We start from the raw sequence: 16874 nt of genomic DNA, 5'->3' as shown, positions 1-16874 counted from the left end.
CAATCAGCTGGTGCAATTGGCCGTAGACGGCCACGGCGTTGCCCTGGGACGTGTCGCACTGGTTCTGCCGATGTTGGCGGACGGGCGGCTGATCGCCATGCCGACCGATACGATGCGGGAAAGCGACTACGCCTATTGGCTGGTGGAAGCCATGCCCAATGCCCGCGCCGAAGTTGCGCTGTTCCGCGAATGGCTCATTGCGGAAGTGCGGCACACCGTCGAACAAATGGAGGATTTGCAGTTCGCCCGAACGCCCGCCGCCTCGATCCGCTCCAGCATCGGCGCGTAATTTCCGATGCGAACGTAACGCCATCTATTGCGGTACGGTCGTCCGGCACCGCAATACGAGGAACGTCCGATTGTGGTTATATCGTTGCTGACCCCAGAACCCCGGCGCTTCGCCACACCAGGAGAAATTGCATGCACAACACATTCAAGGCTGCACTGAAAACAGGCAAGCCGCAAATCGGACTCTGGCTATCCCTGGCCAACCCCTATACGACTGAAATTTGTGCCACTGCGGATTTCGACTGGCTGCTGATCGACGGCGAGCACTCTCCGAACGACGTGCGCAGCATCCTCGCTCAGCTGCAGGCAGTCGCGCCCTACCGCTCCCATCCGATAGTGCGCCCGGTCATCGGCGACAACGCGCTGATCAAGCAGGTGCTGGATATCGGCGCGCAATCGCTGCTGGTTCCGATGATCGATACCGCCGCACAGGCGCAGGAGATGGTGCGGGCAACCCGGTATCCGCCGCAGGGAGTGCGTGGCGTCGGTGCCGCCGCCGCACGCGCCTCGGCATGGGGAATGCAGACCGACTACGTGCAGAAGGCGAACGATGAAATCTGCCTGCTGGTACAGGCGGAAACGAAGACGGCCATCGGGAACCTGGATGCCATCTGCAACGTGGAAGGCGTCGATGGCGTGTTCATCGGACCTGCCGACCTGTCGGCATCGCTCGGTCATCTCGGCAATGCCGGCCATCCCGATGTGCGGAAAGTGATCGACGATGCCCTCGGCCGTATCATCCGAAGCGGCAAGGCGGCCGGCATCCTGACGGCGGACCTCGCCGAGGCGAAACGCTACGTGGACATGGGCTGTCATTTCGTGGCGGTCGGTATTGAGGCCCGCGTGCTGGCAACGTCGGTCCGGACCTTGCGCGCCCAGTTCAACGGCGATGCTGCACCGGCCACCCCGAAGGGAGTTGTCTACTAAGCGAATGAGCCTGCTTCAATGCGGCGGAGCTTGCTCCGATTGCGCCGCTACCTGTGCCAGCCTTTGCAGATAGTACACGACCCGTGGATCGTCCATCGAATACAAGTGGTACCAGTAACCGGGGCCCACATGAACGGCGCCCCGCATCATGTAGCCGAGAGCGGTGACGTCGCCGGCGGCAAGATTCTCCCAGCCGATGACCGAGTCCGGATGTGCGGTAGAGCCCGCGAGAAAAAGGAAATCGGGGTGCCTGTCGTGCAATTCCTTGAGGGACGCTGCCCCGGTGCCGCCGAGGGCGATTGCCTTGTTGTTCAATCCTGCGAGGTCGATCGTCTGGAATTCGGCATGGTAAGGAATCGCGCCGCAATCGAATACAGCCATCGTGAATGCTTCGCCGTTCGCCACGGCCTTCATCGTCTTGCCGATATTAACCACGCGCCGCCCGACCGGCTCATACCCCTTGATCAGCCAGTCATGCGCATCCTTCATCCGAAGGGCCTGCACCGATACGATGAGAAGGATGCCGGCCGCGACTGCGCGAACAGGCCATGCTGTGCCGCCGGGGGCGCCTGTTCCTTGCAGCGGCTTGTGCCGGATGGAGGCAAGGGAAGAAAATCCCAGGATGATCAGGCCGACAATGACCGGTTGAAAATACCGCAGGCCGAGGCCCATGATGTGCTTGATGGTCGCGTAATAGCCTATCTGCAGCGCCACGGCGGCAAACAATGCGAACAGAAAATCCACGACGAAGCTGCGCTTGCTGCGCCGCCTGACGACAAGGTAGCCGAACAGGACGACCGAGCCGATCAGCATGAGCGGCATATGCCTTGCGAAGCGCTCGATCTCGATCATGCCCATCAGACCATGATCACCCTGCTTGACATAGAACGGCAACGGAAACGGCAGCCCGTAATACTGGTAGCGCGCGGCAAAATACAGCACTCCGATAACAAGGAAGGTGAGCCCCGCAGCCAGCATGGTTCTGCGCGATGTCGGGTTCAGGCTTGCGAGGCAGACGAGGAAAACGATCACCGCCGCCGCCATCTCGGGGCGGAACATCGGAACGATCGTCGCAATGGCGCCGATCGCGATCGGCCGGCCAGCACCTCGCGGCCCCGACAGGCTTTGCCATACAAGAAAAATGAAACCGGCGAATGCAAGCGCCGAGATAGCGGTCTCCATGCCTGATACGGCGTTGACCGCGACATACTGGTCCGCCAGAAAATAGGACGCGGCGCCGCTGGCCGCCGGAAGCGAAAGACCGTTGTCCGTTCCCGACATGAGGCGGTGCACGCCGAAGACGATCCTGCCGCACAGCAAAGCGACCACGAGGCAGGCCGCTACGCCGAGCAGTTTGGCAATCAGGATGAACGGTAGGCCGGACAGATTGAAGAGCGCAAGGAGAATGGCGTATAGCGGACTGGTCAGGCCCTCCGTCGGTTCGAGAGCGTCCTGCGGGTTGAAGACGAGTCCGAACCCGTCGATCAGGTTTCGGGCATACCGAAAGGTGATGAACGAATCGTCCATCGTGTACTTCCGGAAGGCAAACACATGGACGAAGAATGCAGTGAGCCCGATTCCCAGGATCAGCGCGCTCGCGACGAACGTGCCGGTTGGATACATCGACTTACTGTTCTTTGTTTGCATTGATTTTCCGTGCTTCAGGGAGCGATGCGTTTGGCATCGATGCATGGCGGATGGTGCGGCGGCAATGTTTTCGCTACCATGGCGAACGCCACGAAGCCGATGGGAAGCGCAGAGAAAGCATCAGGCTTCCTGTTGAAACAATGGATCAGTGAACTGCGCTGATGACAACGCAAGGCCATCCCCGAGATCGATGATGAACTACCTGGCAATCAAACAACTGCACATCACGTGCGCACTTCTGAGCGGCAGCTTTTTCCTTCTGCGCGGCATATGGATGATGACCGACTCACCCCTGCTCGCCAGGAGATGGGTAAGAACCGTCCCGCATATGGTCGACTCGGTATTGCTGCTCAGCGCCCTGACACTCGCATTCTGGAGCGGGCAGTATCCTTTCGTGCAGCCCTGGCTGACTGCCAAGGTCGGCGCACTCATCTGTTACATCGTGCTGGGATCGGTTGCGCTCAAGTACGGAAAACCGAAACCTGTTTGCCTTGCATGCCTGGTTCTGGCGCTGGCTGTTTTCGGATTCATCATCGGAACAGCACTCACGAAAGACCCTCTGTTTGCCTGGCGAGTTTTCTGGCCGCCAGGCATTCGTTAGCAATAATCATCCGATACCGCGTCGAGCCTGGTGCGGCAGGCGCCTGGTCAACCCAGGGTCTTGAGATCGGCGTCGACTTTTTCGAGAGCATCGTTCGTGATGAGGCCACCGGAGAATCCGGCCACCGTCTTCAGCGGGAAACCTCTCCCCATGGAAATCTGGGGATGGGTCGAGATGCCCGGCAGGTGCTTTTCGAGAATGGCTTTGCTTGCCTCATTGTCGAGCAGATCGCCGAGAGTCGAGTTGATGGAAAGCGATGACATGAATGACTTCTCCTGATATTGATGCAGCGACGAGGCGCTGACGCGTGGATAAATGGAAAGAAGGAAGTTGTAGTACAGGATGCAGTGTATGGAGGGTACCGACCACGTATTTTGAAGTTGCGCATAGATGGTGGACTGCGCCGTGGCTGGAAAACGAGAAAAGCTGGTTTTTTACCCAACATTTATTTGACCTTCGGACAACATGAAGTTGGAAATGGGGTTTGGCACAGCGACTTCAATGACGATACGAAGTATCTGGATTGCGTTGTGGAGCACAGGATGGGTCGCAAAGCATCTCCCCCGAAAGAACCGCATCAGCAAGAAACAACGTCTGGCTCGATTGACAATCTTTTTGCCCCATACATATGGGATGAAATGGCCACCCGAATCAATGTGCAAAAATCTTCAGTCAAAAATTGTTGGCCTTCAACAACACAATCCTTCCGGCCGAAGTTTTCGGTAGATTGGGGCCTGAAGTTACCGTTAGTATCGATCGTGTACTAACCTGCTCCTGTTGCCATGCCACTGGAAAACAAAAAACCCGGCAGTTTTCGCCATCTATGTCTATGACACCACCATGTCAAGCGCGGACAGGCGCATGAATGCTTGCCGTGGCCGGCCGGCTGCGGTTTCCCCGTGCTGATCGCCCTTCACATTAGCCGCCGGATTGCATGCATGGTCATCCAATGCCACCGCGACATCTCTTTTCCGTTCAGCAGCCCTAACAAAGCGGTACCAATGGCAAGTTGGACATTGAGAGACCGTCAAGTCACCGAGCCAATCAGTTGTATAGAGAGCCTGCACATCCGCATTGGCGCCGGCCGGCTCGCCGATCGACGCAATTTTCCCGGAAGATAGAAATGAAACTACAAGACATGACCATCGGCGCACGCCTTGCCTTGGGCTTCGGCATTTTGCTGGTGATGATATTGGCCCTGTCGGCATTCTCGATCTTCCGCATGCTCGGCATCGATGCCAAGGTCGTGCAGGAAGACCATGTGATCGAGGAACGCCTGCAACCTTTGTATGTAGCCCGCGAGGCTTTGGCCCAGAGTGGCATCGCGGCACGCAATGCCTACATTTTCACCACCATGGACGAGGCAAAGCGGGAGCTGGATATCGTCGACCAGCAAAAAGCCATCTTCATGGATGCATTGAAGACCCTGGCACCGCATTACGCCGGAGACGCGGACTTCGCCAAGGTCAGCAAAGGCCTGACGCAGATGGCCGAAGAATTGAATCGCCCCCGCAAATTTCGCGAAGCAATGCAAGTGGCGGAGTTCGGTGATTTCCTTGTCAAGGAATGCAGCCCGCTGCGGCGGCAGATCGTGCAGGACATGGACGTCGTCATCCGCAACGCGGAGAAGGAAATGGCCAATGCCACTCAAGCCGTACACGGCATCATCAATGCTTCGCGCAACCTGCTGATTGCCACTTCCGCCATCGCTCTGGTCGTCGGCATGGCGCTGTCCATCCTTCTGGCACGCAGCATCACCACGCCGCTCGGCGAGGCGGTCAAGTTCGCCAGGCGTGTGACAACCGGTGACCTGACCGGGCATATCGCAGTGAAATCCAGGGACGAAACCGGCCAGCTGATGCTGGCATTGCAGGAAATGAACGAGAACCTTGCCCGAATCGTGACCCGGGTTCGCTCCGGCACCGACCAGATCGCCACCGGTTCGACGCAGATCGCCGCCGGCAACCAGGACCTTTCTTCACGTACCGAGCAGCAGGCCAGCTCCCTGGGGGAAACCGCGACCTCGATGGAAGAGCTCACCTCCACCGTCAAGCAGAACGCCGCCAATGCGCAGCAGGCCAACACGCTGGCAGTATCCGCGGCGGAAGTGGCCAGCGAAGGCGGACAAGTCATCGCCCAGGTGGTCGATACCATGGGTGCGATCAACGAATCGTCGAAGAAGGTGGTCGACATCATTTCCGTGATCGACAGCATTGCATTCCAGACCAACATCCTGGCCCTCAATGCCGCGGTCGAAGCGGCGCGCGCAGGCGAGCAGGGCCGGGGATTCGCCGTCGTGGCGTCGGAAGTGCGCAACCTGGCGCAACGCAGCGCGGCGGCAGCCAAGGAGATCAAGGTATTGATCGATGCATCGGTTGAGAAAGTGGAAAACGGCAGCAAGCTCGTCGACCAGGCGGGCGCGACCATGACGAACATCGTGGAATGCGTCAGGCGGGTGACCGACATCATTGCCGACATCACGGCGGCAAGCCAGGAACAGACTTCCGGCATCGAGCAGGTGAATATCGCAATCGCACAGATGGATCAGGTGACGCAGCAGAATGCGGCGCTGGTGGAGCAGGCAACCGCGGCGTCGGCGTCGATGCAGGACCAGGCGGCTCAACTGGCGCAGGTGGTGAATGTATTCAAGCTCGACGGCTCCCGCGCATCGACATCCTTGGTTCTGGCTTCCCGGGAAGCGGCATGACAGGCTTGAGTCGTTCTGAAACCGGTGAAATTGATATCGCCGCATTCCCCTTCGGCGACATTCATTTTTTCAGTCGTTCCCTTTTTCTTCGCAAGCCTTCAGAACGGGAACCTGTTGGCTGACGGACGCGCAGTCAAGGCTGCAACTTCCGCACGACGCCGACGACCACACCAAAAATCACCAGCTCTTCGCCTTCCTTGACGAACACCGGCGGATAGCCGGGATTCGCCGCACGCAGCTCCACGCCGTCGCCGCGCGCATGCAAGCGCTTGACGGTGTATTCGCCGTTCAGCACCACGACGACGATCGCACCGTGCCCTGCTTCCGCCGACCTGTCGACGACGATCTTGTCGCCATCGAAGATGCCGGCATGGCGCATTGATTCGCCGCACACGTCGAAGACGAACGTCGATACACGATGCTTCACCAGGTAGTCATTCAGGTCCACCCCCGATTCGACGTAATCCGCGGCCGGCGACGGCAAGGCGGTCGGGCGTCTCGCGGGAAAATGCGGGTTGTCCACCGCTTTGGCTGTCGGCTTGATTGGCCAGATAACGGGTACGAGCGTGGGCAGCTCGCCGAGGCGGATGAGTTCGGACATTGGTGTGTGGAAATGCTGTACGTGTGAACAGTATATTTTTCGAACGCAAAAGCAGCAAGAAAAGAAGTGCAACGTTTTGACGGGATCGGAATGTGTCATGCACAAAGTGCAATGCATGCTTTGCCGAAACTGCAATGAATTGGCCGGATCGACAAGAGAAGCCAGACGATGTGGATGTCGATGACTGCTATTAGAATGATTCTTTTTCCAACGGCGAGATGCCCGCAAGACTCAACTCTCATGGCAAGCATCATTTGTCCGTATTGTTTTTTCTCCCTCGAATAATTCCATGTACACCATCACAGCGCACACCGCCCCTCCAAAAAATTTTTTGCGACGCATCCTGATGAAGAAGGCGTTTGTCACCGTCGCGCTTGCCTTCACCGCCATGACCGGCAATGCGCAAACCTGGCCGGCGGAAACCGTCAGGCTGATCATTCCGTTTCCACCCGGCGGCGGTACGGACATCCTGTCACGACTGGTCGCCACCAGGCTCGCCGAAGCAAACAAGTGGACCATCGTGGCAGAGAATCGCGGCGGTGCCGGCGGCACCATCGGCGTCGGCGAAGCGGCCAAGGCAGCGCCCACCGGTTATACCCTGTTGATGGGGCAGAAAGACAACATGGCTGTTGCGCCGTGGCTGTATAAAACCCTTTCCTATGATCCTCTCAAGGACTTCACCGCCGTGGCGCACGTGGCATACACCCCGGTGGTGATCGTCACGGCCGTCAACTCCAGGTACAAGACGCTGGCCGATGTCGTGAGCGCCGCACGTGCCGCGCCCGGGACAATACCCTACGGTTCGCCAGGGAACGGCACCACCATTCACCTGGCCGGCGAAGCGCTCAACACCGCTGCCGGCATCAAACTCGTGCATGTGCCGTACAAGGGATCGAGCCCGGCGCTGGTCGATGTCATGAGCGGCACCGTGGACCTGGCATTGTCGTCCGTTCCATCGGCATTAAGCCAGATCAAGGCCGGCAAGCTGCGCGCCCTTGCCGTCACCTCGGCAAAGCGCAGCACGTCGCTGCCGGACGTACCCACCGTGGCGGAAGCGGGATACAAGGGTTTCGATGTCAGTACGTGGTACGGATTCTTCATGCCGGCCGGCGCGCCCAGGGAAGTTGTGGCGCGCGTCAATGCGGAAGTGAACAGGTTGCTGGACAATCCGGAAATGAAAAAGGCAATTTACGCGCAGGGTGCGGAGCCGCAGGCAATGTCGCCGGAGAAGTTTTCGACGCTGCTGCAGAATGACCACCGCGGCATGAAGGATGTTGTAAAGCAAGCGGGCGTGACGATCGAATAGCCGCGCCGGACGGCGCATCCCCGATGAGCGACTGTGGGCGCCGTCCGTCTTCACATGCCACAGGCCTTTGAACGCGTGACTCCGCCAGGGCCTGCCGATTGCAAGCCGTTTGAAATCGTCGTTTTCCCGGCGATCCCGGTTTCGCTCTATGCCGATACGCCCGGCGTGATGTCTGCCAGCATGGATGCAAGTTTCGCGGTGTCGACGGGCTTGACGAAATGATGATCGAAGCCCGCATCTTTCCCTCTCTTCCGGTCCTGCTCCTGCCCGTAGCCGGTGACGGCGAACAATCTGATGTGCGACGTGCGCTTCTGAGCCCTTAATTGCAACGCCAATTCATAGCCGTCCATCTCGGGCAGGCCGATATCCAGTATGCACACATCCAGGGGCGTCGATGCGGCGCGCGCCAAGGCATCGGCCGAGGTGTGCACTACCGTGATTTCATGCCCCACTGCACCCAGGTACAACGCAAGCATCGTCGCGGCATCGGCATTGTCATCGACGACCAGGATGCGCAATGGCTTCTCCGTTTTCCCGAGCCGGCGATGCGGCCCCTGTTCAGTGGACACACGTCCTTCCGCCAGGCGCGGCAGCGTGACGATGAATTCGCTTCCCTTGCCGATGCCTTCGCTGCTGCATCGCACCTCGCCTCCATGCAATTCCACCAGGCTCTTAACCAAGGCAAGCCCGACGCCCAATCCGCCCTGCGCCCGGTCGGCGCTCCGGTCAGCCTGGGTGAACAGGTCGAATACGCGCGGCTGCAACTCCGTCGACATGCCGATCCCGTTATCCTTCACACGCAACACGATACGCACCCCCTGCACATCGATGGCAAGGTCGATATCGCCGCCTTCCGGCGTGTAGCGCACCGAATTGTTCAGCAGGTTGGTCAAGACCTGCACCAGGCGTTTCTCATCGCCGAGCACGATCGCGGTCTCGGATGCCAGGGCCATCGTCAGGCGGTGCCGCTTCGCATCCAATTGCGGCATGACCTGCTCGAGCGCATGCGCCACGATCAGCTTCAGGTCCTGCGGCTGTTTGTCGATGGTGACAAGGCCGCGCGTCACCCGCGACACATCGAGCAAGTCGTCCACCAGCGCCATCATGTGCCGTACCTGCCGGCTGATTATCTTGCTGGTCTGCTTGATGCGCTCCTTATCGAATTGCACCATCTCCATCAACTCTGCAGCGGCGCTGATCGGCGCCAGCGGATTCCTCAGTTCATGGGCGAGCATGGCGAGAAAGTCATCTTTCCTGCGGGCGGCCTCCCGCAATGCATCCTCGGCCATTTTCTGGTCATGGATTTCCGTACAGGTACCGAACCAGCGGGTGATCCGGCCGGACTCGTCCCGCATCGGCAAGGCCCTGCCCAATGCCCACCGGTATTCGCCGGAATGATGGCGAAGCCGGTACTGCATTTCATAAGGCTCGCCGGTATCGAGACTGTGGCGCCATACATTCCGTGCATGATCCTGATCCTGCGGATGCACGACGTTTTCCCACTCCTCGCCATCGGTCGAACCGACCGGAACACCCGTGAAGTCGTACCATCGCTGGTTATAAAATTCATGGTAGCCGTCCGGCCGGGTGGACCACACCATCTGGGGCATGGCTTCGATAATGGTACGGAAACGTACTTCGCTGTCCTGCAGCGATTGCGTGGCGGTCTTGGCCGCCGAAATATCGGTGTTGGCACCCACCCACTCGCGCACCGAACCATCGGCATTCAGCACCGGGACCGCCTTCGCCGACGTCCAGCAGTACCCGCCATCGTCGCGCCGAAGCCGGTATTCGGTTTCATAGACCGTTCTGGTCGCAATGGACTTCCGGAAAACCGCCGCCGCGCTTTCCCGGTCTTCCGGATGCACCGCCGAAAGCCAGCCGTCGTTCAGCCATTCCTCCGGACTCTGCCCGGTGAAGGCGCGCCAGGAAGGCGAGTCATCGCGGGCGGCGCCTTCGGGCGTCGTCGTCCAGACCATCATGCTGGTTGCCGTGACCAGGGACCGGAAGCGCTCTTCGCTGTTGCGGATGAATCGCTCCGCCTCGACCTGGTCGGTGATGTCCTCGTGCATCAGCACGACTTCCTGCACACGTCCTTCCTGGTCTTTCAGAGGGTGCGCGGTTGCCGTGACCCAGCGTATACGTCCAGGCTTGCCCAGCTCGGCGGGATCGTAATTCGCGGCCGGAATCTTGACGGACTCCCCGGCAAAGGCACGATTGAGGTAAGGCGTAATACCTTTTTCACGCAACTGGGGGTCCGTAAGAACGTTGTAATCGCTGCCCAGCACATAGTCGCTCAATGCCGTTCCACTCGGCATTTCCCACAAGACACGCCATGCCTTGTTGACCTGCACCGTCCTGCCATCCGCCGCCAGCAGCTGCATGCTGATGGGGGCCTGTTCAAACAAGGCCTGAAAGCGGAATTCGGAGCCGGACGGTCCCGTTTGCGAAGGAGTTGTCGTCTCGTCGTGGGGTCGTGGCGGCGCCATAGTTTGTGCAGGATTGCGATTTCAAAACAGGCAACATAGCACAGTATGTCATTGGCTTGCGCGACTGTGGCGATCCTCAGGCGCGAACGCAATCGATGAATGCAACACGAGAAAACTGCGCAAGCGTACAGGCTCTCCGACGCAGCCATCGCTCATGCGGGCTGCATGCCGGCCGGAAGCGGATATTCCAAAACAGCGGCTGCCCGCTCCAATCTGACACCTGGCGGTTGAGACTCAACCTACTCGCCGTCTTGCTTCTTCGAGTATCGAAGCAAGCCTGTTAACGTCCACCGGCTTGATCAAGTGATGATCGAATCCCGCAGCCAGCGTCGCCTTTCGGTCCTCTTCCTGGCCATATCCGGTAACGGCAATCAGCACGGAGCGGGCGGTTTCAGGCTGAGTACGCAGGCGCTGGGCCAGTTCGTTCCCGTCCATATCGGGCAGGCCGATATCGAGCAGGCAGGCATCGGGTTGTTCAACGATCGCCCGCTCCACGGCTCGCGCGGCGTCATGTTCAACGAACACCTGATGCCCCATCTGCGCGAGAAGCAGGCTCAACAACGCTGCAGCGTCCGCGTTATCGTCCACCAGCAGGAGCTTCAATGGTTGACTTGAACTTTTCAGATTGTCACCCGCAGGCGTGTTCTCGGCTTCCCGACCCTGTTGATGCAGGCGCGGAAGGCAAACAGTGAATTTGCTGCCTTTCCCTGCGCCCGCACTCGTTGCGGTTACGGTGCCGCCGTGCAGTTCCACCAGGCTCTTGACCAGTGCCAGCCCCAATCCCAATCCGCCGGACGACCGGTCGGGGGTGCGTTCGGCTTGCGTAAACAGATCGAAGACCCGGCTCACCAACTCCGGCGCCATGCCGATGCCGTCGTCCATCACCTCGAGCACCACATGGGAATCGCGCACATCGGTCTTCAAAACGATATTGCCGCCCTCCGGCGTGTACTTGGCGGAATTGTTGAGAAGATTGGCGACGACCTGCACCAGCCGCTTTCCGTCGCCCTGCACCATTGCCGTTTCAGGAGGCAACTGCATCGTCAGGTGATGGCGCTTTGCGTAAATGAGCGGGTTGACCTGCTCGATGGCATTTGCAACGACATGGCGGATATCCAGCGGCGTGTTGTCCAGCTCAACCAAACCCCTGGTGACCCGGGACACATCCAGCAAGTCGTCGATAAGATTGGTCATATGACTTACCTGACGGCTGAGGACTTCGCTGGTCTGCCGTATCAACGGGTTGTCCAGTTTCATCAGTTGCAGGATCTCCGCTCCGGCGCTGATGGGGGCGAGGGGGTTGCGCAGCTCATGTGCCAGCATCGCCAGGAACTCGTCCTTGCGCCTCCCCGATTCGTGCAGTTCCTGTTCGATCAGCTTGCGCTCGGTGATATCCCTGAAAAGCAATGCCACCTGGCGATTGTCCGGCGGGCCGATGCGAAAGGCGTTCACGTCGAACCACCTGCCCAAGGCAGGTGAATAATCCATGAAACGCTGTGCCTGCCCGGTCAGAGCGATTTTGCCGTAGATGTCGATCCAGTTTTTTTCCAGATCCGGCACCAGTTCGAGGATGGTTTTACCGAGCGCGTTCTTCAAGCCGGTCTGCTGTTCGAACACCGGGTTTGTCTCCAGGTAACGAAAGTCGACCGGTGCGTCATTGTGATCAAAAATGAGCTGCACGATGCAAAAGCCCTCGTCCATTTCATTGAACAGGCTGCGGTATTTTTCCTCGGACGAGCGCAAGGCTTCTTCGGTGCGCTTGAAAGCATCGATGTTGTTGACGACAGCCACCTGCCCGGTAATCTGGCCGCGGCCATTCCTGATCGGCACCGCAGCCACCTGGGTCCAGATTGCCGTGTTGTGGTCCTGCACGTACCGCATCTCGACTCCCGGCACGACCCGTTCGCCGCGCAGAGCCCGCGCACCGGGAAAATCCTCCCGGGCGAATGGACGGCCATCCGCATGATGGGCGCGCCAGAGGCCATGCCGCGCATCATCCAGGGAAGGCATCATCCTGGTCGGCATATAGCGGTTCATCTCCTGATTCGAGAGCACGATCTTTCCGTCTACATCCACCACGCCAACGCCCACCGGCAGGATCTCAACGATGGCGGAGAGCCAGGTCTGCGTTTCGCGCAGTGCTTCTTCGGCCTGCTTGCGATGGGTAATGTCAAGCACATTGCCGACGAATCCCAGGAACTTCCCTGCCGGCGACCATCTGGGACGGCCGATATCGATAACCCAGCAATAGCTGCCATTCGCATGCAAAAGACGATGCTCAAGGGTGAATTCCTTTTTTTCCCGGTTGGCATCCAGGAAAGCCTTGCCCGCCGCTTCCCGGTCTTCCGGATGGATGGCGGCAGTCCATCCGAAGCCCAGCCCTTCCTTTCTGCTTTGTCCGGTGAATTCATACCAGCCGCGCGAGAGAAACGAGCAGTAACCGTCCGGCTCGGTCACCCACAGCATGGCAGGCGCAGCGTCCGCAAAATCGAGAAAGCGCATTTCGCTGCGCCGAAGCGCCTGCTCGGTGCGCTGGCGCTGTACGACGATTGCCGCCTGGTTTGCGCCCATTCCCAGCAATAGCCGGTCATGCTCGGACGGAAAGCCGGCACGACGGGATCCGACGGCAACGATTCCATTGTCTTCAGCGATCCCAAACCGGACGAGTGTCATGTGCAGCGTGCCGTCGCCGAACGGGTCGGGTACGGTCGCGGTTTGATTCGCATCGAGATGGGCCAGAACCAAGTTCAGCGAAGCCCGTACCTCCGGCAGTAGCGCCCGGGCAGTACCGGAACGTTTATTGCGAAACGCCTCGATCAGCTCGCTTTCATGGCTGTTGGCGAGGCGGACATAGACCAGATCGAGATCGAGTGTTTTCAGCAGGACGTCACATAAACTGTCAATAACGCCTTCGGGATGAAAACTACCCCAGATCGCCGGGAGGGTCGAAATGGCGATGACATCGCGCATGGTTTTCCGCAGGCGCTCTACTTCCGAACCGGGATTATCTGGCGTCTGCATATCGACTGATTACTCTCGCGCACCATGGGGTGCAGGTTGACAATGAATAGGCACGTCGATCAACACATCTTGCGCGCTTCGATTTCCCTGAGCATCTCTTCAGGCGGAACATAAAAGGGATTCTCCTGAAGAATGCCTCCGATGATGACCATAGGATGGGTACGCATCACGTCGATCACCATGCTGGCGTCAAACCGCGACAGGTCGTAGGTGCAGATGACCGGGTCATGGTCCTTCGGCAGCGCCTGGTTGAGCCGCGCCTCGTATTCGACAATATCGTGGACACCCGGCAGATCCTCGAGCGCCCACTCCATGTTGGCGATGTTGCGCGAGATTTTTCCGGGCGGCGTATTTTCGGGAGCAAGCTTCTCTTTGAGCGTCTCGATCATCAGGTATTGGTCGAACCGCCCATCCTTGATGTAGGTATCCTGCCAATGCTGGACTTCGAGCTGGCCTCGCGCTTCGGCTGCTGCCGTGTCGATGCCTTCCTGCTCCAGCCGACTTAAATGTCCGGCGCGCCGATATGAGTTAACAATGTGAAAGGCGCGGTCACCGTTCTCAAAACCCTCTTTGATGAACGGCATCAGAACGCGATACTTTTCTTCTTCGGTATGAAAAAAAGCGCAGGCATGGCATGAATGGGTTAGCGTGGAACCCGCCAGTTTCACTGGCAATTTGAATCTGGACAAGGACTGCTCCCGGCAATAGAACAATTCATGCGAACTGCAAGTTTAGATTTCATGGAATTTGACATTCAAATGTCCAGGTTCAAGATCTGAGCCTGAACAACGATACATGCAGGCCCAAAGCACACGACCTCAGGATTCGGCTTGTGCATCGCTGCGGGGCGAGGTGCTCAATATTTCAACAGCGTCTGCCACGACATACGGTTTCGGAAGGATTTCCACGCCAGGCACGTCAAGCTGGCGCTCCGAGTAACCGGTCGCAAGCACTACCCGCGTATCGGGGAAATCCTTCAGCACCCGCTCGGCCAGATCGATACCCGTGAGTTTGCCCGGCATGACGATATCGGAGAACACCACATCGAAGGTGCCCCGGGAGCGCAGCAGATCGAGCGCCTTCTCCACGTTGTCCGCTTCAACCACATCGAATCCGGCTGTTTTCAATGCGGGTGCCACGACCGCTGCCACCAGAGGGTCGTCCTCAACAAACAGCAGCCGGCCTGTTGCCTTCGCCCGTGGTCGTTCGGACGGGAACTGCATGTCGGCCTTGGTGGAAAGCATGCCTTCCGCGCGAGGGATATAGAACGTGATGGTGGTCCCTTTGCCCGGTGCGCTCCGGATCACGAGTGTGCCGCCCGCTTGCTTGGCGAAACCATATGCCTGGGGCAGCCCCATGCCGGATCCCTTGCCGACCGGCTTCGTGGTGAAAAATGGATCCAGCGCATTGGTAAGTACGTCGGCTGTCATCCCTTCTCCCGAGTCGGTGATCGCGATCAACACATAGTTGCCCGCCGCGAGTTCGTTGTCGAGTCGGGCCAACGATGAATTTCTCATCGTCATGCAAATGACACCGCCCCTGGACATGGCATCCCGCGCATTGATGGTCACGTTCAGCAAGGCCAGTTCCAGCTGCATGGGATCGATCGTGACCGGCCACAGGTTCTCCTCGATATCGACCTGCACGTCGATATTGCTGGGTAGCACACCCTTGAGCAACGGAAGAATGTCCCCGATTCTTTGGTCCAGGTTCAACGTTTCCAGATGCGCTTCCTGCACCCGGCCAAATGCCATCAGCTGCCGCGTCAGTTCGGTTGCGCGCTCCACTGCACGCTGGCAAGCCTCCAGGGTCTGCTTTATGCGAGGTTCCACCGGCGAGAACAACGCCAGCTGCAAACCGGTAGTCAGCGTTTGCATGATGTTGTTGAAGTCATGTGCGATGCCGCCGGTCAGTCGCCCCAGCGCTTCGAGCTTCTGTGACTGCAGCAAGGTTTTTTGTGACTGCTCGGCTGTCGCTACCGCCTCGGTCACTCTGCGTTCCAGCTCTGCCTTGGAAGAGAGAATCTGCTCATTCGCCCGGGCCATTTCCAGGCTGACCGCGTCGATCTCCACCACGCCGGACGACTGCCTGGCGATCAGCTTTCCCCGGCCCAGATCGATAGCCGCCTGCCGCAAATCTTCCATCGGCTTTGCCGTCTTGCGCGCAATCACCGCCGCAGCGCCGAGCCCCACGCCGAGCAGCAGGAGAGCGATACCGGCCACGAAAGCAGTGGCTTGTACGGCCGGACCGTTGAGCGCACTGAGCGGCACGCTCACCACGATCGACCACTCCGACTGCGGCGCCCGGCTGAAGAATGCCGTCACTGGCGTGCCATCGAAAGTGATCCCGTCGTTCGTGCCTTGTCCCGTCGCCCGGATCTTGTTGGCGAGTGTTTCGTCGGCTTTCGCGCCGATGAATTTTTCCGGCTCCTGAGAGCGCGCCGCGACAACGCCTTGCCGGTCCAGGATGGTCGCTATCCAGCCCTGCGGCAGCTTCTGCTCTTCCAGCAGGGTTTGCAGCTGCCTGGTGAAGGTGCCCATTGTCAGGTAATACAGGATGCGCCCGTCGCGTTCAACCGGAACCTGCACGGCAAAGCTGTATTGCTTCCCTAGTGGCGCGTAATAGATGTCCGAGATGAGCGGAGCGTCGGGGCCGTGCTGCTTGCGCTGGGCCAGAAGCGAGGGCGTGATCTTTGGCAGATTCCGTGTTCCCCAAGGCGATCGGGTATTCAGGAACTGCTCGCCGGAAGAATTGGAAAGGACAACGACCGTGTCCCAATTGACGGCAACTTCATTTGCGAAGCGATAGAACCCGGGCAGGTTGTTGTCGGTAATCGTTGGAGAACGCGACAGCGTTTGCAGCGTACGGACGCGCGCGGAGAATTCCTTGTCCAGCAACAGCGCCATTGCATAGGACAAGTCCCTGATGCTTTCGCGATACGTATCCCGCTGCTTGCTATATACGTAGTAGATACCCAGGCATGCGCCTATCGTGGCCGGCAGAAGGATGGCAATAACAAGCAGTAAAAGGCGAGACCGGATGCGCATATTGCCCGTATCGGGGATTCTGGTGAGGCCGTTTCTTTACATCAATAGCCGGCGTGGGAAGCATGAAGTATAAAGAAAAGTCGACGAAGACGGGTTTGGGAAACGGGTTTTCGACGCGGTTCAGGATGAAGTCCGGATCGACACAGACCGGCTTGCAATGACGGGCCACCCATGACGCGGTATCGACGGGCCAGGACCGAAAATCGCTGGCAGTCAACATGCATTCGGGAAATATCGGGT

The 16874-nt window shown here is 58.9% G+C and carries 11 protein-coding genes and 1 pseudogene; 5 read left to right on the top strand and 7 right to left on the bottom strand.

The window, feature by feature from the left end; translation table 11 throughout:
* Positions 1 to 289: pseudogene (locus V7080_RS04535) on the top strand (hypothetical protein); the annotation flags it as partial.
* Positions 290 to 420: 131 nt separating this feature from the next.
* Positions 421 to 1215, top strand: coding sequence for a 4-hydroxy-2-oxoheptanedioate aldolase (gene hpaI / locus V7080_RS04530; RefSeq protein WP_334187211.1), 795 nt, complete (start codon positions 421 to 423; stop codon positions 1213 to 1215).
* A 15-nt stretch (positions 1216 to 1230) separates the two neighbouring features.
* Here hpaI and V7080_RS04525 read toward each other — a convergent pair whose 3' ends face one another.
* Entirely contained in the window at positions 1231 to 2862 is a 1632-nt protein-coding gene (locus V7080_RS04525; protein ID WP_334187210.1) for a hypothetical protein, read from the bottom strand.
* Positions 2863 to 3055: 193 nt separating this feature from the next.
* Here V7080_RS04525 and V7080_RS04520 point away from each other — a divergent pair, with 193 nt between their 5' ends.
* Entirely contained in the window at positions 3056 to 3463 is a 408-nt protein-coding gene (locus V7080_RS04520; RefSeq protein WP_334187209.1) for a SirB2 family protein, read from the top strand.
* A gap of 47 nt (positions 3464 to 3510) precedes the next feature.
* On the opposite strand, the gene V7080_RS04515 is transcribed toward V7080_RS04520, so the two are convergent.
* Entirely contained in the window at positions 3511 to 3726 is a 216-nt protein-coding gene (locus V7080_RS04515; RefSeq protein WP_326857347.1) for a hypothetical protein, read from the bottom strand.
* Positions 3727 to 4586: 860 nt separating this feature from the next.
* Here V7080_RS04515 and V7080_RS04510 point away from each other — a divergent pair.
* Complete coding sequence (locus V7080_RS04510; protein WP_334187208.1) at positions 4587 to 6170, top strand: methyl-accepting chemotaxis protein; 1584 nt, start codon at positions 4587 to 4589, stop codon at positions 6168 to 6170.
* Positions 6171 to 6303: 133 nt separating this feature from the next.
* Here the strand turns inward: V7080_RS04510 and V7080_RS04505 are convergent, their stop codons facing one another.
* Complete coding sequence (locus V7080_RS04505; protein ID WP_334187207.1) at positions 6304 to 6771, bottom strand: LexA family protein; 468 nt, start codon at positions 6769 to 6771, stop codon at positions 6304 to 6306.
* 289 nt (positions 6772 to 7060) lie between these two features.
* Here V7080_RS04505 and V7080_RS04500 point away from each other — a divergent pair, with 289 nt between their 5' ends.
* On the top strand, positions 7061 to 8077 hold the full coding sequence (locus V7080_RS04500; RefSeq protein ID WP_442947180.1) for a Bug family tripartite tricarboxylate transporter substrate binding protein: 1017 nt from the start codon (positions 7061 to 7063) through the stop codon (positions 8075 to 8077).
* Between the two features lie 146 nt (positions 8078 to 8223).
* Here the strand turns inward: V7080_RS04500 and V7080_RS04495 are convergent, their stop codons facing one another.
* The 4 genes from V7080_RS04495 to V7080_RS04480 form a co-directional block, all read right to left on the bottom strand.
* Complete coding sequence (locus tag V7080_RS04495; RefSeq protein ID WP_334187206.1) at positions 8224 to 10566, bottom strand: hybrid sensor histidine kinase/response regulator; 2343 nt, start codon at positions 10564 to 10566, stop codon at positions 8224 to 8226.
* A gap of 234 nt (positions 10567 to 10800) precedes the next feature.
* A complete protein-coding gene (locus V7080_RS04490; protein ID WP_334187205.1) occupies positions 10801 to 13587 on the bottom strand; it encodes a PAS domain S-box protein in 2787 nt (928 codons plus the stop codon).
* A 59-nt stretch (positions 13588 to 13646) separates the two neighbouring features.
* The gene (locus tag V7080_RS04485; protein ID WP_334187213.1) at positions 13647 to 14255 is read right to left on the bottom strand and encodes an MEDS domain-containing protein; all 609 of its coding nucleotides are present in this window, start codon (positions 14253 to 14255) and stop codon (positions 13647 to 13649) included.
* Between the two features lie 150 nt (positions 14256 to 14405).
* On the bottom strand, positions 14406 to 16634 hold the full coding sequence (locus V7080_RS04480; RefSeq protein ID WP_334187204.1) for a hybrid sensor histidine kinase/response regulator: 2229 nt from the start codon (positions 16632 to 16634) through the stop codon (positions 14406 to 14408).
* Positions 16635 to 16874 lie beyond the last annotated feature (240 nt).

This window comes from Noviherbaspirillum sp. (assembly GCF_036846085.1).
Taxonomy (GTDB): Bacteria; Pseudomonadota; Gammaproteobacteria; order Burkholderiales; family Burkholderiaceae_D; genus Noviherbaspirillum.
Note: the sequence above shows the minus strand (reverse complement) of the source record. Positions and strands in the feature narration are given on the sequence as shown.